The 19,183-nt window shown below is 69.2% G+C and carries 16 protein-coding genes; 8 read left to right on the plus strand and 8 right to left on the minus strand.

Translation table 11 applies throughout. The features are described from left to right. The first annotated feature begins 1 nt into the window (after position 1). The 4 genes from ASD21_RS17065 to ASD21_RS24050 all read left to right on the plus strand — a co-directional run bounded on the left by ASD21_RS17065 (position 2) and on the right by ASD21_RS24050 (position 4,597). Entirely contained in the window at positions 2 to 1,201 is a 1,200-nt protein-coding gene (locus ASD21_RS17065) for an efflux RND transporter periplasmic adaptor subunit (RefSeq protein ID WP_056443892.1), read from the plus strand. 76 nt (positions 1,202 to 1,277) lie between these two features. Next, positions 1,278 to 1,832, plus strand: coding sequence for a cytochrome b (locus ASD21_RS17070; RefSeq protein WP_056443895.1), 555 nt, complete (start codon positions 1,278 to 1,280; stop codon positions 1,830 to 1,832). 157 nt (positions 1,833 to 1,989) lie between these two features. Then, positions 1,990 to 4,434 (plus strand): phosphoenolpyruvate synthase, encoded by a 2,445-nt coding sequence (ppsA, locus tag ASD21_RS17075; protein WP_056443898.1) that lies wholly within the window; start codon positions 1,990 to 1,992, stop codon positions 4,432 to 4,434. A 4-nt stretch (positions 4,435 to 4,438) separates the two neighbouring features. Further along, positions 4,439 to 4,597, plus strand: a complete 159-nt coding sequence (locus ASD21_RS24050; RefSeq protein ID WP_156398413.1) for a hypothetical protein — start codon at positions 4,439 to 4,441, stop codon at positions 4,595 to 4,597. A 229-nt stretch (positions 4,598 to 4,826) separates the two neighbouring features. Here ASD21_RS24050 and ASD21_RS25260 read toward each other — a convergent pair whose 3' ends face one another. Then, positions 4,827 to 5,030 carry a 2-oxo acid dehydrogenase subunit E2 gene (locus ASD21_RS25260; RefSeq protein WP_200941451.1) on the minus strand — a complete coding sequence of 68 codons (204 nt, stop codon included), beginning with the start codon at positions 5,028 to 5,030 and terminating at the stop codon, positions 4,827 to 4,829. Positions 5,031 to 5,385: 355 nt separating this feature from the next. Between ASD21_RS25260 and ASD21_RS17080 the strand changes: the two genes are divergently transcribed. Then, on the plus strand, positions 5,386 to 6,330 hold the full coding sequence (locus ASD21_RS17080) for a D-glucuronyl C5-epimerase family protein (RefSeq protein ID WP_056443901.1): 945 nt from the start codon (positions 5,386 to 5,388) through the stop codon (positions 6,328 to 6,330). 364 nt (positions 6,331 to 6,694) lie between these two features. On the opposite strand, the gene ASD21_RS24055 is transcribed toward ASD21_RS17080, so the two are convergent. The 4 genes from ASD21_RS24055 to ASD21_RS17100 form a co-directional block, all read right to left on the minus strand. Beyond that, positions 6,695 to 7,732 (minus strand): glycosyltransferase family 2 protein, encoded by a 1,038-nt coding sequence (locus tag ASD21_RS24055; RefSeq protein ID WP_056443904.1) that lies wholly within the window; start codon positions 7,730 to 7,732, stop codon positions 6,695 to 6,697. Then, positions 7,732 to 8,856, minus strand: coding sequence for a glycosyltransferase (locus tag ASD21_RS24060; protein WP_056443906.1), 1,125 nt, complete (start codon positions 8,854 to 8,856; stop codon positions 7,732 to 7,734). The genes ASD21_RS24055 and ASD21_RS24060 overlap by 1 nt, the downstream gene beginning before the upstream one ends. Continuing rightward, the gene (locus tag ASD21_RS17095) at positions 8,853 to 10,112 is read right to left on the minus strand and encodes a glycosyltransferase family 2 protein (RefSeq protein WP_056443909.1); all 1,260 of its coding nucleotides are present in this window, start codon (positions 10,110 to 10,112) and stop codon (positions 8,853 to 8,855) included. Before ASD21_RS17095 ends, ASD21_RS24060 begins: the two co-directional genes overlap by 4 nt. A gap of 72 nt (positions 10,113 to 10,184) precedes the next feature. After that, complete coding sequence (locus ASD21_RS17100) at positions 10,185 to 11,237, minus strand: phosphoribosyltransferase (protein ID WP_056443912.1); 1,053 nt, start codon at positions 11,235 to 11,237, stop codon at positions 10,185 to 10,187. A 163-nt stretch (positions 11,238 to 11,400) separates the two neighbouring features. Here ASD21_RS17100 and ASD21_RS17105 point away from each other — a divergent pair, with 163 nt between their 5' ends. After that, positions 11,401 to 12,864 carry a lipopolysaccharide biosynthesis protein gene (locus tag ASD21_RS17105; RefSeq protein ID WP_056443915.1) on the plus strand — a complete coding sequence of 488 codons (1,464 nt, stop codon included), beginning with the start codon at positions 11,401 to 11,403 and terminating at the stop codon, positions 12,862 to 12,864. A gap of 23 nt (positions 12,865 to 12,887) precedes the next feature. Here ASD21_RS17105 and ASD21_RS17110 read toward each other — a convergent pair whose 3' ends face one another. Then, positions 12,888 to 13,802 (minus strand): glycoside hydrolase family 16 protein, encoded by a 915-nt coding sequence (locus ASD21_RS17110; RefSeq protein WP_082554821.1) that lies wholly within the window; start codon positions 13,800 to 13,802, stop codon positions 12,888 to 12,890. A gap of 324 nt (positions 13,803 to 14,126) precedes the next feature. Here ASD21_RS17110 and ASD21_RS17115 point away from each other — a divergent pair, with 324 nt between their 5' ends. After that, positions 14,127 to 15,488 (plus strand): O-antigen ligase family protein, encoded by a 1,362-nt coding sequence (locus tag ASD21_RS17115; protein ID WP_056443918.1) that lies wholly within the window; start codon positions 14,127 to 14,129, stop codon positions 15,486 to 15,488. 27 nt (positions 15,489 to 15,515) lie between these two features. Here ASD21_RS17115 and ASD21_RS17120 read toward each other — a convergent pair whose 3' ends face one another. Continuing rightward, a complete protein-coding gene (locus tag ASD21_RS17120; protein ID WP_056443921.1) occupies positions 15,516 to 16,559 on the minus strand; it encodes an acyltransferase family protein in 1,044 nt (347 codons plus the stop codon). After that, entirely contained in the window at positions 16,556 to 18,802 is a 2,247-nt protein-coding gene (locus tag ASD21_RS17125) for a glycosyltransferase (RefSeq protein WP_056443924.1), read from the minus strand. Before ASD21_RS17125 ends, ASD21_RS17120 begins: the two co-directional genes overlap by 4 nt. Positions 18,803 to 18,922: 120 nt before the next feature. On the opposite strand from ASD21_RS17125, the gene ASD21_RS17130 reads away from it, so the two are divergent. Continuing rightward, positions 18,923 to 19,156 (plus strand): hypothetical protein, encoded by a 234-nt coding sequence (locus ASD21_RS17130; protein ID WP_056443927.1) that lies wholly within the window; start codon positions 18,923 to 18,925, stop codon positions 19,154 to 19,156. The last annotated feature ends 27 nt before the right edge of the window (positions 19,157 to 19,183 follow it).

The following is a 19,183-nucleotide window of genomic DNA, read 5'->3' on the forward strand; positions in this document are numbered from 1 at the left end:
GATGTCCAGGATCAAGTGGGTGCGGTGGGGCCTGGGCGCGGCGGTCGCGGTCGTCGTCGCGGCGATGCTCGGGCTCCTGCTTGCCCCCCGGCCTGTCGCCGTCGACATCGAGACCGTCCGCCTAGGTCCGATCGCCGACAGCATCGCGGATCAGGGCGCGGCGCGGGTGCTCGAAGCCTATGTGGTCGCCGCGCCGGTCTCGGGACGGCTGGAGCGGGTCGACCTGCACGTCGGCGACCGCGTGACGGCGGGCGCGACGGTGGTGGCGCGCATCCAGCCGGCGAGCCCGGACCTCCTGGATCCCAAGTCACGCGCCCAGGCGCAGGCGGGCGTCTCGGCCGCTCAGGCGGCCGTCGGCGCGGCGCGGGCCGATCTGGATCGTTATGCGGCCGAAGGCCACCGCGCCGACGGCGAGCTTGCCCGCGCGCAGGCCCTGGCCGCCCAGGGCTTCGCCGCCCAACAGGCTCTCGACGCCGCGGAAGCCCGCGCGCGCGCCGCCCGGGCCGCGGTGCGCGCGGCGACCGCGCAACTGAGCGTGCGCCAATCAGAGCTGGCCGCCGCCCGGTCGGCCTTGATGGGACCAGAAGCCGAGCGCGCTCGGGCCGTTCCCGTGCTCGCCCCGGCTTCCGGTTATGTCACCCGCGTGCTGCAGGAAAGTGAGCGCACGATGGCGGTGGGCACGCCGCTCGTCGAGATCGGCGATCAAAGTGGGTTGGAGGCCGCGGTCGAGTTCCTGAGCCAGGATGCGGTGCGCATCCGCGAGGGAATGCGGGCGGAGGTGTTCGACTGGGGCGGCGAGGGGAGTCTTCCGGCGATCGTTCGACGTGTGGAGCCCCAAGGGTTCACCAAGGTATCCGCCCTGGGCGTAGAGGAGCAGCGGGTGCTGGTGCTGTTGCGGTTCGAAGGCCCGCCCGCCGGATGGTCACGGCTGGGGCCGGGCTACCGCCTGTGGGGACGTGTGATCCTGCGCCGGGAAGCCAGCGCCGTGAAGGCGCCGCTCGGCGCGCTCGTACGGTCGGACGGCGGCTGGGCCGTATTCCGCGTCGCCGATGGCCGGGCGCGCCTGACGCCTGTGGAGGTCGGCGCGATGACGGACCGCGAGGCGGAGATCCGCAAGGGGCTCCGCGGCGGCGAACGGCTGGTGGTCTTCCCCTCCGATAAGGTCGCGGACGGCGTCCGCGTGCGCCAGCGGACACCCTGAAGCTCCAGCTTGCGCCAGATCAAGGCTCCGGTGGCGAAGCCGTGATCCGCTTCGGCGCGGAGCCAGGAGGCCGCCCATGCAGATTCGTAACACCCGCGTCGCCTACGGCTGGATCGCCATCGCCCTGCACTGGATCAGCGCCGTCGGCGTCGTCGGCCTCTACCTCCTGGGCGAACGGATGGAGGCCGCGGCGGGACGGGCGGAGAAGCTCCAGGCGCAGCACCTGCATGTCTCGGTGGCGGTCCTGTTGTTCACCTTCCTTCTGGCGCGGCTCTTGTGGAGCGCCTCGCAACCTGCGCCCCGCCCTCTGGAGCGCCAACGGGCGCTGCGGCTCGCCGCCAAGGTGGTCCAGGGGCTGTTCCTGCTGATGATCGCGGCGCTGCTAATCACCGGCCCGCTGGTGATCTGGTCCGCCGGCCGGCCGATCGAGGTGTTCGACCTCTTCGCGATCCCGAGCCCGTTCGCAACCCGTCTAGACGGGTTGCACGAAGCCGCCGAGGAAATCCACGGCGCGGTGACCAAGCTCTTCTGGCCGCTTATCGTCCTGCATGTGGCCGGTGCGCTCAAGCACCTGCTGCTGAACCGCGACGATACTCTCCGGCGGATGCTTTGGGTCCGCGGCGCCCCATAGGCCCCAAAGGTGATCCCGCGCCCCGACCGCGCGCGGGCGCCGGCCCGCCGTTGATCTCGAGGTCATGGCGCGATGGTCCGTTCGGCGTTGATCCTGCTCAAGGCGAGAGCATTTCCCAAGCCCATCCTGCGGCGTCAGATCAAGTCTGGAGACGGACATGCCTCGTGCCGACTACATCGCGCCGTTCGACGCTCTCACGCTGAGCGACGTCTCTCGCGTAGGCGGCAAGACGGCTTCGTTGGGCGAACTCTGCCAGTTGCTCCGGGACGGGGAAGTTCGGGTTCCGGACGGCTTTGCGATCACCGCCGCCGCCTATCGCGATGCGCTGTCGGAGGCGCACGCCTGGCCGAAACTCCAGGCGCTGCTGGCCTTTGACATCGAGGACGTGGCCGAGCTCGGCCGGCGTGCGGCGCAGGCCCGCGAAATCGTCTACCAGGCCACGGGCGGACAGGCCCTGCGAGCTCAGATCATCGCCGCCTACCGCCTCTTGCGGCAGGCCGCCGGTCCCCACCTCAACGTCGCCGTGCGCAGCTCGGCCACCGCCGAGGACCTGCCGACCGCCAGCTTCGCGGGCCAGCATGAGAGTTTCCTGCACATCCGTGACGAGGACGCGCTTGTGGAGGCCTGCCGCCGCTGCTTCGCCTCGATTTTCACCGACCGCGCGATTGTCTATCGCGTGAACAACGGCTTCGACCATTTCAAGGTCTTCCTCTCGGTGGCGGTGATGCGGATGGTCCGGTCCGATCATGCGGCGAGCGGCGTGATCTTCACCCTCGATACCGAGAGCGGCTTCCGCGACGTGGTGTTCGTCACCGGCGCCTATGGCCTGGGGGAGAGCGTCGTCCAGGGGCGCGTCGATCCCGACGAGTTCTATGTCCACAAGCCCACCTTTCGGCAGGGATTCCGTGCCGTTCTGCGCCGCAGCCTCGGGGCCAAGCAGAGCCGCATGGTCTGTGATCCGAAGGGTGACGGCGCGGGTCTGTTGACGCTCCCGGTCGCGCGGCGTCTGCGCGATCGTTATTGCCTGAGCGACGCGGAGGTCCTGGCGCTCACTGACGTCGCGATCCGTATCGAGGACCATTACTCGCAGCGCGCCGGGCGACCAACGCCCATGGACATCGAATGGGCCAAGGACGAGGGCGATGGCCGGCTCTACATCGTGCAGGCGCGGCCGGAGACGGTGGCCTCGCAGCGCGGCGCGAGCCTGGAGACCTTTCGGCTCACGGGCTCCGGCGTCGTGCTGGCCTCCGGCAAGGCGGTCGGAGAGCGGATCGCCAGCGGCGTGATCCGGGTCATTCGAGGTCCGGCCGATCTGGCCGCCTTTCAGCCGGGCGAGGTGTTGGTGGCGGCCGCCACCAGCCCGGACTGGGAGCCGGTGATGAAGCGCGCGAGCGCCGTGGTGACCGATCGCGGCGGGCGGACCTGCCATGCCGCCATCGTTGCGCGTGAGCGGGGCGTTCCGGCGGTGGTTGGAACAGGCGACGCCACCGAACGTCTGGTCGACGGCGCTCGCGTGACCGTTTCCTGCGCCGAGGGCGACACCGGCCGCGTCTATCAGGGCGACGTGCCCTTCGAGGTGCAGCGTCTGAAGGCCTCGGACTTCAAGCAGCCCAAGACCCCTGTCATGCTGAACTTGGCGCAGCCGGACCTGGCGTTTCGGTTCGCCCAATTGCCGAGCGCCGGCGTCGGTCTCGCGCGCCTGGAGTTCATCATCGGCGAGCAGATCCGGCTGCACCCGATGGCGGCGGCGCATCCGGATCGCGTCGTCTCGGCGCGCGAGCGCGCGGCTGTCAGCCGACTGAGCAAGGGCTACGCCTCGCCAAGGCATTACTTCGTGGAAAGGCTTGCGGAAGGCGTTGGCGTCATCGCCGCCGCTTTCCACCCGCGGCCGGTGATCGTTCGACTCTCGGACTTCAAGACGAACGAGTACGCCCGGCTGTTGGGCGGCAAGGCCTTCGAGCCCGTGGAGGAGAACCCGATGCTGGGCTTTCGGGGCGCCGCGCGGTACGCCCATCCGCTGTACGCGGAGGGGTTCGCGCTGGAGTGCGAGGCGCTGCGGCGGGTCCGCGCGGAGATGGGGCTGACCAACCTGAAGGTCATGGTTCCTTTCTGCCGGCGCACGGACGAGGCCCGCGGGGTGCTCGGCGCGATGGCCGTGAACGGTCTGAAGCGCGGCGAGGACGGGTTGGAAGTCTACGTCATGTGCGAGATCCCCAACAATGTCATCGAGATCGACGCCTTCGCTGAACTGTTCGACGGCTTCTCCATTGGTTCGAACGACCTGACCCAGTTGGTGCTCGGCGTGGACCGGGATTCCGAGACCGTCGCCTTCGACTTCGACGAACGCGATCCCGGTGTCATGGAGATGCTTCGGCAGGCGGTGGTGGGCGCGCACAGAAACGGCCGCCACGTCGGCATCTGCGGGGAGGCGCCGGCCACCTATCCAGAGGTTGCGGCCTTCCTGATCGGCCTGGGCATCGATTCCATCAGCGTCAATCCGCAGAGCCTGCCGCGAACGCTCGCGGTGGCGTTCGATGCGGAAAATTCCGTTTCGATCGTCGCATCACCAGGTCCTTCGATCGCCAAAGCCGTCGGAACCTGACCCCATGCCCAAGGCCCGCGCCAAGCCGCCCGCGCCGTTCTCCGTGCTCGGCATGCAGGCCCGGATCCACATGAGCTGGGTGATCATGGCGCTGGTCACCGCCTGGTCCCTTGCGTCCAGCGCATGCCGGTGGTGCATCTTGGATCGGTGGTCGGCGTCGTAGCCCTGCAGGACCTGCTGGGAAGCCTCGAGCTTTGGCGGCGGTTTCGGCCAAAGCCGCTCTGAGCTCGGCTCAGCCGGTCCCGCGAGATCTTGATCGCCTTCAAGGCGTGCCTGGACCAGGACTGCGCACCGCCTTCAGGAGGTGTCCCCGTGTCCTTCATCAATCGAACAGAGGCTGGTCGGCGCCTTGCCGCCGCCTCAGCCTGAGAGCGTAGCGCCGCGCTTGCGCGTCAAGTAGGCAACCGCGCCATTGATCGTCGCCAACTCGGCGGCGTCGGTATCGGGGATATCCGGCCGATCTCAGCGAGGAACAGCCCACCCCGATGACCGTCGCTCACGCGATGATCGGCGGCGATTGTAATGGTCACCACCGGTCGGGGGCTGATGGCGCCGTCGACGACCCAGGGGCGCTCGTGCGCGACTTCCCGAGCCAAGAGACATATTCAGCCAGTGATCGATCACCTGATTGGAGCTCGACTTTTCGGAGAGCGGCGGTCTACCATCTTGCTCGAACGCCAGCAGTGTTGGGATCGCAGCCGTCTACCCCGCGTTCGGTAGCTGTCGACCTCATACTCGCCCGGGTGCCCTCGCAGATGGAGACGCGGGAGGGGTTGGGTGGATAGTCCTAACACGAACAGGTCCGGCATACGGCGGCGCACCCCATCCAGAACGAGCGGGTGAAACGCGAAAAGCCCAGCCCCGCCGAAGCGAGGCTGGGTCAAATCACAGTCCAGTTCTACACCGCCCCGATCGGCGTCTCGTCAACCTGGTAATTTTGGAAACGATCGTTTGCGCGCGTTTGTGTTTATTCTGGCCTTGGTAGTGGCCGTCCCAGCTGCGGCCGGTCCTGTGACCCTCGTCGGCGGCGTGAAGGTCAATTGCTACGACTACACCTTGCAGCTTGGCTTTGACGCAGCGGGGCCCATCAGCCTAGCCCCCTCGACCAACGACGGCTGGACCCCTCAGAGTCCGACCGACTACCCGGTGCCCTGGCCGGCTGATTGGGTGAAGAGGGGGCAGTCCTTCAATCCGTACACCTTCGCCCTGAACGCAGGGGTTATTCTGGGCGAGAGCCACCGCAAGGGCGTCCTACCGGTCTATGAGCGGATGGCGCTCAACCTCGACGCCGTCGCCGCGGAGCGGACCGAGACCCTGCCATCGGGAGCCACTCAGATCGTCCACAAGTTCGGCTATGACGTCGGAGATGAGATCTCCATGCCGCCGGGGTTCCGAGGGGCGTTCGCCAACGCCATGACGGCGATTGGCTACATGCACTTCTACGAGATGACGCAGAAGCCCGCCTATCTGCTGAAGGCGCAGAAGATGCTGGACGGGATCACCGACACCAGCGGGAGCCAGAGGCTTTTCACGGTCGATTCAGGGGGCTACCTGTGGTTCGAGGAGGTCATCGCTGGCACCAAGGCCCTGGGGGTCTACAACGGCCACATGGGGGCGCTGTTCGCCATGCTGGAGTATCGTCGAATCACCAAGTCGAACCGGTACGACGTCCCGATTGAGGCCGGGATCACCACAATGGCGCATTGGCTCCCGCTGCAGCGTCGGCCCGAGGGCTACTTCGGCTACTCCCGCGACTTTCCCGCGATGGCCGACTACGGCCAGGAGCGAGCGGTGATCATGGCCGAGGCCCTATGCGCCGTGACGTCTGACTATGCCCTGTGCGGTGAAGCCAAGGCTTTCCGCCAGGACTTCACCTACAGGGCGACGAAGCACTAAGCGGCGACGTTCGCCATAGCCTTCCAGGCTCCGGACACCCTCACCCAGCCCGGAGCGCCGCCGGCTACAACCGCAGTGTTCCATACCTTGGTCCCGATCGGCAGGTTGCCGTTGGAGGGGGGCGAGGCGGCGTAGTTCCACGAGTCGCCCTCGTTGGTCACGACGCCCCGGGGAGGAACACGCCGCGCTCGGAGGCCTTGGGCGGACCGAAGTCCGCCAGCAAGGCGCGCCCCTCCGGCTTGAGGACGCGCCGGATCTCATGCGCCATCGTCCGCCCCACGGACGCCGGGACGCGATGCGGCATGAAGCCATGGTCCACTGGAATGCTGCAAACGCGCGGCTCTTGCGCCGGCGGCAAATCGGTTCAGCCAGCGACATCGACTTCCGCGAAAGGCAGCCGACGCGGCGGGGGCCGACCCGTGATCCGCCATCGCCAATAGCCGACGGACCAGCCCAGGTGCATGATCATCGCCGCCAGGCCCGAGCCGAAAGCGCAGGGCTCCCTGGTCCGCCAGCCGACCAGCGCGCCGCCCGCCAGGCATAGGGCGGCCCAGGCCAGGGCCGGCAGCGCCGCCGCCAGCGCCCACGGCGTCAGCGCCGCCAGGGGCGCGGCCAGAACCGCGGCCAATACGGCGGGCGCGACCGCCAGCGGAGCCAATTGGCGGATCTTCAGCGGGGTCCGATGACGCGCCACGGTCTTGGCCCGGCCCTGGCCGTAGTTGAGGTACTGCCGAAACAGCGACCCCGGGTCCGAGCGGGGGTGGTAGTCGATGGCCAGGTCGGCCGCCATCCAGATCCGCCCGCCGCCTTGGGCCAGCCGCAAGTCCAGTTCGGCGTCCTCGTTATGGCTGAAGCCCTCGTCATAGCCCCCGGCGCCTTGGAAAGCCTCGATCGCCATCAGGGCGTGGTGGCCGTGATCCACCCAGCCGCCGCCCGCGCCGCCGCGGTGGGCCGCGCCGCCGGTTCCGAGCCTGGAGTTCTGGGCGGCGGCGGCGGCCTTCTGGAAGCAGCCGCGACCCACCGTGCGCATGGGCGTCACCACCGAGACCGCGCCCGTTGCCTCGGCCGCGGCGACCAGGCGTGACACATAGGCCGGCGGATAGCCGGCATGGGCGTCGATGCGGGCCAGCCAGCGGCGGTCCCCGCCGAACCGCGCGACGGCCAGGTTGATCGCCGCGCTCTGGATGCGGTCCGGATTGGCCAGCAGGCGCACGCGCGGCTCCCGGGCGGCGATCGCCTCGACGATCGACACGCTGGCGTCCGTGCTGCCGCCGTCGGCCACGACGATCAGCGCCTCGCGGACGGCCGTGTCCGCCAGCAGGTGGTCCAGGAGACCCGCCAGGTTCGCCGCCTCGTTGAGGCAGGGGACCACGATCAGAACGTCGCGTCCGCCGATGGCCATCAGCGCGCGCCTCCCAGGCTGGTCGCCAGGCGGCGGCAATCGGCCCGATCGGCTACCAGGTCGGAGAGCGGAATGGCGCAGGTCGCGCGTCGTCGACGGACATAGTCGGGCTCGGTCAGCCCCTCGAAGAAGGCCGGCAGCTCCCGCTCCGGATCGGAAATCAGCACCCCGGCGCCGCGCCGCGCCAGCCAGCGGCCGGTCTCGACCTCGTCCAGCGCGATGGCCGGCACGCCGTTCAGGCCGCCCTCATAGAGGCGATTGGGCAGCAGCCACGAGGAGTTGAGCCCCTCCTCGAAATAGTCGACCGCCCAGGTGAAATGCACCCCGCGATAGAGGTCCGGAAGCGCCTCGGGCCGATAGGGCCCGCCAAACCGCAGGCCCGGCGTTCGGGCGATCACCGCGTCGAAGTCGCTCAGGACGTCGTAGGACGGCCGCCCGCGGATCACCACCTCGATCAGCCCGTCGCCGCGTTCAACCAGCCGGGTCAGCAGGTCCAGGCTCTTGCGGCAGCGGATCATGCCAAACCATCCGATGCGCCAAGGCGGCCCGGACGACGCGGCGTCCGGGTCCGGTCGCGCGGGGGCCGCCACGTCCGCCAGCACCTTGTTCTCGATCAGCAGGACGGGGGCGCGACAATCCTGCCGAGGCGCGAAATAGCGCTCGACGAAGGCCGGAGAACTGACGATCACCTGGGCGCAGCGAGCCAGCAGGCCCCGCTCGACGGCGCGCAGGGACCTCGACGCGAACCCGGCGCCCAACAGGGTCCGATGGATGTCGAGGCATTCATAGACCAGGCTCGCGCCCGGCGCGTGGAGCTCGCGAGCCCAGGCGGCGAGGGCCAGGCATTCCAGATTACGCGCCAGAACGACGTCCGCGCCCGCCACCTGGGCCTTCAGGCGGCCGGCCTTGAGGAGATTGACCGCCACCGCCGCCGCGCGCTGGGCGAGCCGAGCGTTGTGGGTCCGGCCAAGGTCCGTGGCGGGGACGCCCTCGACCTGGTCGACGGGCGCGGCGGCGCGGCGAAACCCGAGCACAGCCACCTCGCAGCCGCCGGCGCGCAGCATGCGCACCCGACGACGCACCGCCGCGTCCTCGAGATCGTGGACGAAATAAGCGACCTTCACGCGGGCGCCTCGCAGCCCAGCGGCGTGACCCGGTACATGAACAATCGCCGGCCCCGCGCCTTCCAGTATTCGGCCAGATAGCCGGGTCGCAGCAGGTGCGAAAGCAGCAGCAGAACCTGTCCGGCCTCGTCCCGGCTCGCCTTCTCGGTCAGCAGCTTGCGAAGCCGGTGCGAAACCGGCAGCAGCAGGTTGCCCGCGATCTGCGAGGCCTGCCGGCGACTGGCGAACAGCTTGATCGTGCCGAAGAAGGTCGACGCCTCGTCCGCGTTGGAAAAGGTCGAGCGGGCGCCGCTCTGGAACACCCGCCGCAGGGCCGCGGTCTCCTGTTCGTTCAGCGTCGCGACCCGCAGTCGGGCGCTCAGCTCCGCCGCCTCGACCATGTCGACCGCCGCCAGATCCCACAGACCCTTGCGCGCCATGATGCAGGCGCGCTGCAACAGGGCGGTGAGGCGCTTGCGTCGGGGATCGACGGCGGGATCGGCCTCGACATAGAACTCCATCAGATCATGGCTGGCGTGCAGGTCGCGGAAGATGATCTGGTTGAACCTTCGCCAGGCGGCCTCCACCTTGTCGGCCCCGACGCTGGCCGCGCGTGGGCCTCGCACGCCGGCATGATGCCGCTGGTGGAAGACCACGAACGGCTGGCCTCGCCCCTGAAAGCGCCGGGCCAGCCGCAGGTTCATTTCATAGTCCTGCGAGCGCGTCAGCCGGATGTCGAAGGGGCCGACGGCCGCGTAGCACCGCCGGCGCACCAGCATCGAGCCTTGCCAGATGAAGAAGTCCTCCATCAGCCGCACATAGAGGGCGGCGCGATCGCCGGATTCGTAGGAGGTGTTCGGCTCGCTCAGCGGCGACGGCCATTCGCCCTCGAACTTGTCGCAAAGGCCGTAGGTGAAATCGAGGTCGGGGTCGGCGGCCAGGGGCGCATAAAGCCGCTCCAGCGCTTCGGGCGCGGCGATGTCGTCGTCGTCGAAGATCCAGACGGCGTCCTGGCTGGCCAGCGACAGTCCCAGATTGAGGGCCGCGGCCTTGCCGCTGTTGTCCTGCCGCAGATAGGTGACGGCGGGACCGAAGCGTTCGACGACCGTGGCGGTGTCGTCGTCGGAGCCGTCGTCCACCACCAGGATCTCGGCGGCGGGGCGGCTCTGGGCCACCAGGCTGTTCAACGCCTCGCCCAGCAGGCGGGCGCGGTTGAAGGTGGGTATGATGATGCTGACCGGCAGCGGCGCGGTCGAGCTGTGGGTTGGCGAAACCAAGTCGAGCTCCCAAGGCGTTGGTGCGAAACCGAGCGCCCCCCCGGTGACGACTTCCACGTTCGTGGCGTGGCTTCAGACCTCCCGTCGGTTGGCCGCGGCCGCGCGGTCGACTGGACGCGCCGCCCGCCCCAGGGCGCCGTACAGCGACGGGCCCAGCAGTCGCCGGGCCACGCGCTTGAGCGCCGTGCGCGGGGGCGGAGTCTCGACCGCGCCGCGCAGGCGGTCGCGGGCGGCCAGCCGTTCGCGCATGCGCATCTGGTCCTCCAGCCGGTCCGGATAGAGGATGGTCTGGGTTTCGATGCTCAGCACCGGCTTGCGCGACAGGCGCGCGATCTCGACGGCCTGGCGTTCCTCGCTCTCGATGAACAGGGTGGCGTCGAGCCCGGCATAGACCTTGGCCTTGAAGCCGCCGTGGGCGCCGAGCCGGCGGCGCTCCTCGGCGCTGGGCAGGTCCAGCATCCACAGCTTGCCGTACGCGATCCCCGCCTCGGCCAGCCAGGCCTCGGTCGCGGCCCGGTGCTTCTCCAGCCGGCTGGTCACCAGATGGCCGACCTTCTGGGTCGGTCGCAGGAACGGCCGGGCGTCGCGCAGGAAGGCCTCGTAACGGGGGCCGTCGTCGTTTTCCACCTCGCTCGGATCGCAGCAGAGCACCCCGTCGATGTCGAGACAGGCGTCGGCGAGGAACTTGTGATGCATGACGTTCCACTGGAACATCCGAGGCCGGGGCGCCGTCTCCAGGACGATGTCCGCCTCGGGATGTTCGGCCCCCAGGCCGTAGGCCGCGCAGAACAGGACCCTGTCCGAAAGGCCCGCCTCGGCCAGCCTTCGCCGCGCCTCCAGCATCGATCCGCCGGAGTTGATGCTGTCGTCGATGACCAGAATTCGGCGATACTCGCCTCCATCGCCGGTCAAGCTTTGTAACGGGCGAGTCCGACCCTTGGCCAGTATTCGTCCCTGCAGGAATCCGTCCAAATCGGCCAATGGCAAGTTCAAGGCCAAGCTTAGCATGTTGGCCGGAATAAGGCCGCTACGCGGTATGCCTACAATAAGGTCGATATCGGGGGGTATCTTCCTTAGGTTACGGGTGATCGTGGCGTTCAAGTCCGCGATGGATCGATAATGCATTGGCGCCTCACTTGACGCGTCACGGCCATAGCGGCCTATGCTGCAACTGCGAACATAGCCGGTTCGAGGTGGCGTGGGTAGCGCCCGCAAGGAAAAGCGAGCGAAGATGGCCCCTTCAAGGCGCGATGATGAAGCCGAGCGCGCAGCCCCCCCGGTCGGCGCCTTGAAATCGCGCGCGGTCGGCGGCGCGGCGGTCACCGGGGCCGCTCAAGCCGTGAAGGTCGTCGTCCAGTTCGTCTCCGTCGTGGTGCTGGCGAGGCTGTTGAGCCCCGGGGATTTCGGGGTGTTCGCGATGGTCATGCCCCTGACCGCCTTCGTCATGGTGTTCCAGGACCTGGGTCTGTCCCAGGCGGTGATCACCTCGCGCGAGATCACGCGCGAACAGATGAGCGGCCTGTTCTGGATCAATCTGGGAGTCGCGGCGCTGCTGGGCCTGCTGCTGGCCGCGAGCGCCCCCCTGCTGGGCCTGTTCTACGGCGAGTCCAAGGTCGTCGGCCTCACTGTGGCCTTGGCGGCGACCGTGGTGATCGCCGGACTGGGCTCGCAGCACTTCGCCCTGCTGGCCCGGGACATGCGCTTCAAGCCACTGGCGATGATCGACAGCGCCTCGGCCGTCATCGGTCTGGCCACGGGCGTGCTGATCGCCTGGTGGCGGCCCAGCGTCTGGGCTCTGTTCGCGGCGACGACGGCCTCGATGTCGGCGGGCATGGTCGGCGCCTGGCTGTTCACCGGTTGGCGTCCGGGCCGACCCGCGCCGTTCGCCGAGGTGCGCGCCATGCTGAGGCTGGGCGGGGGAGTCACCACCTTCAACATCTCCAACTTCTTCGCCCGCAATCTCGACAATGTGCTGATCGGCCGCGTGGCGGGGGCCGCCGAGCTGGGCCTCTACGACCGGGCCTACAAGCTGCTCCTGCTGCCGCTGCAACAGATCAACAACCCGATCGGCCGGGTCATGGTCCCCATCCTGTCCCGGCTGGTCGACGAGCCGGAGCGCTATCGCCACGCCTATGGCCGCACCGCCCAGCAGATCCTGCTGATCACCGTGCCCGGCGTGCTGTTCCTGATCTTCACCGCCGACACGCTGATTCCGGTGCTCATGGGCCATGAATGGGCCGGGGCCGCGCCGATCTTCGCCTGGCTGGGCCTGGCGGCGCTGCCCCAGCCGCTGAGCAACACCCTGGGCTGGCTGTTCGTCAGCCAGCAGCGCACGGGCCAGTTCGCCCGCTGGGGCCTGTTCAACGCCGTGACCAGCATCGCGGCCTTCGTCGCGGGCCTGCCCTGGGGCGCGATCGGCGTGGCGGCCGCCTATGCGCTCAGCGACGTCTTTCTGAGATTGCCGGCCCTGTGGTGGTACGCCGGCCGCGAGGGGCCGGTCCGCACGCGGCAGATCTGGGCCCTGGCCGCGCCGTTCGCGGCGGCCGGCGCGGTCGCCGCGATCCCGCTGGCCGCCCTGCGCCTGACCTCGACAGGGTGGCCGCTGCTGGATCTGGCGATCGCCGCCGCCGTCTCGTACCTCGGCGTGGCGAGCGCGTTGTTCGTCTCGTCGACCGGGCGCGCCATCCTGAAGGAAAGCCTGGGCCTGGTGGCGATGGCCGGCCAGCGTCTGGGCCGCCGGAAGCTCGCCTGAGCCGGGCGAAGGCCCGACGCGCTCTATTCGGCCAGCTTCCAGGCCCGCACGTAGTCGATGGTCATGGTCGCCGGGAAGGGCGTCGTCGCGGTCGGATCGCCGGGCCAGTAGCCGCCGACCGCGAGATTGGCCATCAGATACATCGGCTTGTGGGCGTCGGTCGGGGTCGGCCTGGCCGCCGTCTGCCGCCCGTCGAGATAGAAGCGGATTTCGTCCTTGGTCCACAACATGCCGTAGGTGTGGAACGCCGAGGTGCCCGCGCCCACGGCCACGCGGGTGGTGTCGCCCACCGCCGCGCCGGTCTGCTTGGAGTGGACGCTCTGATAGACGGTGGTCGGCTCATGGCCCAGCGCCTCCATGACGTCGAGCTCGGGCGGCCAGCCGCCGTCGGCCGGCAACGCCCAGAAGGCCGGCCAAAGCCCCTTTCCGCCGGTCCAGCGCGCCCGGATCTCGAAATATCCGTAGAGCTGGGAGAAGCTTCCCTTGGTGGTGATCAGCCCCGAGCTGTAGCTGACGTCCTTGAGTGGGCTGTTGCGGATCGACTCAGGCTGCTGAGCCACCGCCGCGGCCACCGCCTCGCGCGCCGACGGCGACATGGGCGCCGCGGTGATGGTCAAGGCGCCGTCGGCGACGGAGAAGGGCTGCACGCCCAATCCCAGGAACGCCGGATCGAAATAGAGCTCGCGCTCGCGATTGCCGTAGAGCGATCGATTGGCCACCGTGGGCGGCGTCACGCCGTCGGTCCGATAGGCCGTGCGCCAGCGGGTCGTGTCGAGAGCCGCGCCATCGAATTCCTCGTTGAAGCTGGGCGTCAGGGAGAAACCCGCGGGCGGTCCGCCGACCGACTCCTGAGGCCAGGCGGCGAGCGCCGAGGCCGCGCCGGCCAGGACCACCACGGCCATGCCGACGGCGCGCATTCGTCTGGGGGCTGAGCTCATTGGCGCTCCAATGCTTAAGATAGGGCGCCCCGCCCAAAAAGATTCTCCATCAACGACAATGGAAAATCACGCGAAATATCCAAAGGCCTCCGCGCGTTTCACAATATCGCCACGTTTGCGCCCGACAAAGCGATGAAGTGATGATTATATCATCTCTCACTGCTCGCAGTATCACATGATGTACTTACGATCATGGCATATACATACAGTTAAGCTTTCAGGCGGCGAATCAGCTCTTGATCGCCAACGATGAGCGGAGTGATGTTGGCGATCGGCCGCGTGGTCCTTCGCGCGTGTGAAACCGCTCTCCTGGACCGAGGCGACATGGCCCTGATCAGCCGCATCCGTTCCGAACTCTCGGCTCGCAACCCGCTCGACGCGCCCTGGGCCGCCGAAGCCTTGAGCCTGCTCGCCCTGGTCCTGACCTGGACGGCGATCCTCGGCCCGATCAACATCATCCTGCAGCTGGGCGTCCTGGCCCTGCTGATCTGCATCCGGCCGCTGACGCTGGCGACGACCCTGGCGCGCGCCTGGCCGCTGCTGGTCATTCCGCTGGTCACCTGCCTTTCCGTCATCTGGTCGACGGCCCCCGAGGTCAGCCTGCGCTACGGCGTCCAGATGCTGCTGACGGCGCTGATCGCCATGTCGGTGGTCGGCGCGCTGTCGACCCGGGCCCTGGTGCGGATCATCTTTCTCAGCGCGCTGTTCATCTGCCTGGTCTGCATCGCCGACGGACGGCGCGGCGTTTCGGCGACCGGGCCCGTGCTGATCGGCATACTGGGCTCCAAGAACGCAATGGCCGTCCTGGCCCAGCTGCTCCTGGCCGGGGCCATCGCCGCCGTGGTCGACCGCGAGCAGCCCGCGCCGGTGCGCCTGCTGGGTCTGCTGGGCGCGTCCGTCGCCAGCTTCGTGCTGTTGAGAGGCGAGTCGGCCGGCGGCCTGATCACCGCGGCGCTCGGCGTGCTGCTCTTCGCCAGCCTGTCCGCGTTCGCCGTGCTGAACGTTCGCTGGCGCGCCCTGGCCATTTTCGCGCTGGTCGCCGCCATGATCCCGCTGGCGATCGGCTCCTCGCTCCTTTTGGAGGGGGCCCAGCACTTTTCGACGACGGTGCTGCACAAGGACCCGGGGCTCACGGGCCGCGACTATCTCTGGGCCCATGCCGACCGCATGATCGCCGAACGCCCGTGGCTCGGCCATGGTTTCCGCTCGGCCTGGCTGGGCGGCGGCGCGGACAATATAGGCCTGCTGCGATGGGCGGGCGTCGCCGACGGCAAGGGTTTCCACTTCCACGACACCTATCGCGAATGGGCGGTGGACTTCGGCCTGATCGGCGCGGCGCTGTTCTGCGCCTTGTTCGCCCTGGCCGGGGTCAAGTCCGTCGCGCGGGCCGTCGTCGCGCCGTCGGCCCCCGCCGCCTTCCTGGCGACCATGTTCCTGATCCTGGCCATCCGGGCCAAGGTCGAGAACGTCTTCCTGCCCTTCGCCCCGATGACGGTGCAACTGTTCCTTCTGACGTTCTCCGCATGGCTGGGCTGGCGCGAGAGCGCCGCGATCGAACCGGAAGCCGACCTTGAGCCCGCCCCTGGCTCACGACCGCGTCCGGTTCGGCGAACGCCGGCGATCCTCGATCGCGGGACGGGGCGGCCAGGGAGGCGGCCGGCCGCGCGGCCGGCGCCGCGATCGTGATCGTCGCCAGGCCCAACGCGCCTCGGATCAATTCAGCCCGAGAAACACACGACGCGTGACGGCGTGGCGCTTCAGCAGCGCTTCCAGCGCCATCGGGCCGGCGACCGCCAGCGCCATGCCGACCCCGACCAGCGTCGCCAGATCCGTCACGCCCAGCTTCGTCAGCGCCAGGCGCGAAGCGGTCGCGAAGAAGATGTGAAAGAGGAAGATCGCGAACGAGGAATCGCCGACGCGGGCCAGCCAGCCGCTGCCGGGCCAGTCGGTGGGAATGTATCGCAGCAGCAGCAAGGACGCGCCGCCGCCCACCAGCGGGGAGAGCAGGTGAACGCGGCCGATGCTTTGGAGGTGCGGCAGGGTCAGCACTTTCCAGGCGTGGAGCGCGAAGGCGCAGATCAGGATCGCGGCGACCACCCACGGAACGCCGCGCGCCTCCATCGGCTTGAAGCGGCAGGCGGCGAGGCCGAGCAGGAAATAGGGCGCCAGATAAAGGGCCCCGCCGATCGACAGAAAAGAGACAATCTCGAACTGGGTGGCCAGCAGATAGGCGGTCACCGCCGCCGCGACGACGCCCGCCGGACGACGCAGCAGTCCCAGCCCCTCGAGCGCGGCGATGCCGACGAAGATCAAGGCCATCGCCTGCAGGAACCAGAAGATCTCGTAGGAGAAGACATAGATCCGCCAGATCTCCGGCAGCCGCTGGACGAGCGCGCCGTCCAGGGCGTTCCAGGTCAGGAAGAACAGGGTGGAGGTCGTCGCCAGGGGCAGCAGCAATCGCCGCGCCTTGCCCCTCAGGAACGGGAGCAGCCGGCCGCGCTCCGTCGGCCGCAGCGCGTAGACATAGCCCGACAGGAAGCCGAAGATCGGCATGCGGATGTAGAGCAGCAGGTCCAGCCCCTTGCGGATCCATCCGTCGTCGGAGACCCGCAGGCCGTCATGGGCGTTGCCGCCGATGACGTGGAACAGGACCAGCAGCAGGCAGGCCAGGCCGCGCATGACCTGGATGCGGTCGCGCTCGACGGTCGCGACCGCGCGCGTGGCGGGCGGCGCCTGATCCAGCATGACCTCGCTCATGACGCATCGCCGGCGATGGCTTCGACGAATTCGCCGTAGCAGGCCTCGGGCGAGAAGCTGCGGCGAACGCGATCGAGCGCGGCTTCGCCCTGGGCGACGCGCCGGTCGGCGCTCGCCAGCAGCCCGACCACATGGGCGGCGAACAGGTCGGGATCGTCGGCCCGCAGGACGCAGGACCGCAGCAGCTCCTCCACCCCCTGCAGGCTGACCGAGGTCGCGACCATGGCCTTGCCGCGCCCCAGCGCCTCGATCACCTTGATCTTCAGTCCCGAACCCGTCGTCAGCGGCGAGACCACGACCGCGGCGCGGGCGTAGAGCGGATCGAGGTCCGGCACCGGTCCCAGCATCCGCACGCCGGGCGGAACGGTGGCGAAGGCCCGGCTGACATTGCCCGCGACCGTCAGGACCGCTTCGGGTTGCGCCGCCCTCACGGTCGGCCAGACCTGGTCGAAGAACCATCTCAAGCCGACGACATTGGGCGCGGTGTTGCTGCCGACGAACAGCAGGAGCGGCCCCTCGCCGGGGCTGGCGGCGGCGACGGGCGTGGCGGCCAGCGGCGCGACGATCACCTTCTGGTTGGGATTGGCGGCGCTGACCGCCGCCGCTTCGGTCTCCTGGATGGCGACCACGGCGTCGGCCTGGGACAACAGTTCGAATTCGCGTTCCGGGTCCAGCGTGGCGACCGAGTCCGTGGCCCCCACGGCGGCGAACGACGCCGTCCGGCTGGAGAACAGATCGTGCATGACCACGAAGCAGGGCGCGCCCGGCGTCAGGGCGTAGGGGGCCAGCGGCGTCAGGAAGGCGTAGTCGGCCACGATGGCCCCCGCGCCGCGCGCCCGTTCGGCGACGTAGAGCCGGTCGACATCGGCGGCCGCCGCGCTGACGGCGTAGGGCGCGGGCTTGACCCACCCGCTGGACTTCAGCTTCAGCTTGGCCAGCAGGCGCTCCAGCCCCGTCAGCAACGCCGAGCCCAGGACGGCCGGGTCCTGGGCGATCAGCAGGTCGCCGACCCGCCATCCGCCGCGCACCCGCACCCGATCGAACACGGCCATTTCCGGCGTCAGCCGCATCCAGGGCCAGCGCCCGAACGTCCCGGGGCTGGGCCCCAGGAACTCCAGGGACAGTCCGCGCGCCTTCAGCGCCCGGCATAAGCTCAGCAGGTAGGTCGAGCTGCCATTGGTGGACCCGATCACCCTCTGGCGCGACAACACCACCACCCGCCCGGCCGCCGAGGTCCGGCGCGGCGTCGCGGGACCTCGCGCCAGCGCCGTCAAACGGTCGCCGACCACGATGGTCAGCAACGCCGCGCTGGTTGGCGAGCGCAGGCCGGTCCGCAGGGCCTTCAGGATCGCGCCGCGCTTCAGATCGGCCACGATCCGGACAAAGCCCCGCGCGGCCGTGATGCTCCGTTCACGGACGGACAGGGCGGCGTCCAGCGTCGGCGAGACCTCGACCTCGGCGCGATAGCGCGCGGCGTTGGCGGCCATCGCCTCCAGCCGCGCCTCGTCCAGCCGGTGCGAGATCGACACGCGGTGCTTGCGGTAGAAATAGGTCAGGTCCGGATAGGCCCTCAGGCGCAGCCCCCTGGCCATCGCCCGCGCCAGCAGGTCGTAGTCCTCGCCGACGGGCAGCGCCTCGTCGTAGGCGACCGCCGCGAGCCGCAGCGCCTCGCGCCGGATCAGCGGCTTGGTGAAGCCCAGGACCGGCTCGCGTCCGAACAATCGGTTGGATCGGACGAAGGCGGGCAGGTCGATCCAGCGCGGCGCGCCGCCCAGCATCCGAGACAGCAGGGCGCGCGGCGGCGCCGTTTCGTCCTCGGAAAAGATCAGCAGGTCATCGACCGCGATGTCCGCGCCGTCGGCCTGGGCCTTGGTCAGCAAGGTCTTCAAGCGTTCGGGATGGATCAGGTCGTCGCTGTCGACCACCGCCACCCAGTCCCCCCGGGCGACAGCCAGGGCCGCGTTGCGCGCCGCGCCCGGCCCGGCGCTGCGGTCGCGCTCCAGAAGGCGGATCCGGGGATCCAGGGCGGCCAAGCGCCGAACGATGGCCACGCTGTCGTCCCGTGAGCCGTCATCGACGACGATGACCTCCAGGTCCCTCAGGGTCTGGCGCTGGATCGAGGCCAGGGCGTCGGCGATGAACGCCGAGCCGTTGTGGTTGGCCATCAGGACGCTGACGCGCGGCGCGCGCGGCGGGGCCGCCCCCGCGGCGCCGAGCCGGGCCTCTTCGACGAGGTCGATCACCGCTTCAGGCTCCCGGCGCGACCTGCGCGCCTTTGCCGCTTCCGGGGAACGGCGCCGGGTCCTTCCGCGTAACGACTTTGTGGATTAAACATTCAGGCATCCGATCTGTGGAGCCGTGGGTTGAGCCAGGCGTCCAAGGGCGGACCGAAATGGGAAGCCGGGATCATGGGCTTGAGGCGGAAGATACCGAACTACACGGGCCCGGGTCCGGTCGTGGCGCAGCGCTCCGACGCCGCTCCCGCCGCCAGGGAGAAGCCCAAGCCGCGCTGGTCGAAGCGCCAGACCCTGGCGTTCATCATCGCCTTCAACGTCGTGGGCTGGACCGCGGCGTGGGTGGTGTTCAGGCCCCATTGAGCCACGGTCGGCGCGGCGGGTCCAAAG

The organism is Caulobacter sp. Root1455, assembly GCF_001426905.1.
Taxonomy (GTDB): Bacteria; Pseudomonadota; Alphaproteobacteria; order Caulobacterales; family Caulobacteraceae; genus Caulobacter.

Coding starts and splice junctions, on each gene's coding strand:
- ASD21_RS17065 (WP_056443892.1), top strand. CDS start 2: ATGTCCAGGATCAAGTGGGTGCGGTGGGGCCTGGGCGCGGCGGTCGCG.
- ASD21_RS17070 (WP_056443895.1), top strand. CDS start 1,278: ATGCAGATTCGTAACACCCGCGTCGCCTACGGCTGGATCGCCATCGCC.
- ppsA (WP_056443898.1), top strand. CDS start 1,990: ATGCCTCGTGCCGACTACATCGCGCCGTTCGACGCTCTCACGCTGAGC.
- ASD21_RS24050 (WP_156398413.1), top strand. CDS start 4,439: ATGCCCAAGGCCCGCGCCAAGCCGCCCGCGCCGTTCTCCGTGCTCGGC.
- ASD21_RS24055 (WP_056443904.1), bottom strand. CDS start 7,732: ATGGCCATCGGCGGACGCGACGTTCTGATCGTGGTCCCCTGCCTCAAC.
- ASD21_RS17100 (WP_056443912.1), bottom strand. CDS start 11,237: ATGCATTATCGATCCATCGCGGACTTGAACGCCACGATCACCCGTAAC.
- ASD21_RS17110 (WP_082554821.1), bottom strand. CDS start 13,802: ATGAGCTCAGCCCCCAGACGAATGCGCGCCGTCGGCATGGCCGTGGTG.
- ASD21_RS17115 (WP_056443918.1), top strand. CDS start 14,127: ATGGCCCTGATCAGCCGCATCCGTTCCGAACTCTCGGCTCGCAACCCG.
- ASD21_RS17120 (WP_056443921.1), bottom strand. CDS start 16,559: ATGAGCGAGGTCATGCTGGATCAGGCGCCGCCCGCCACGCGCGCGGTC.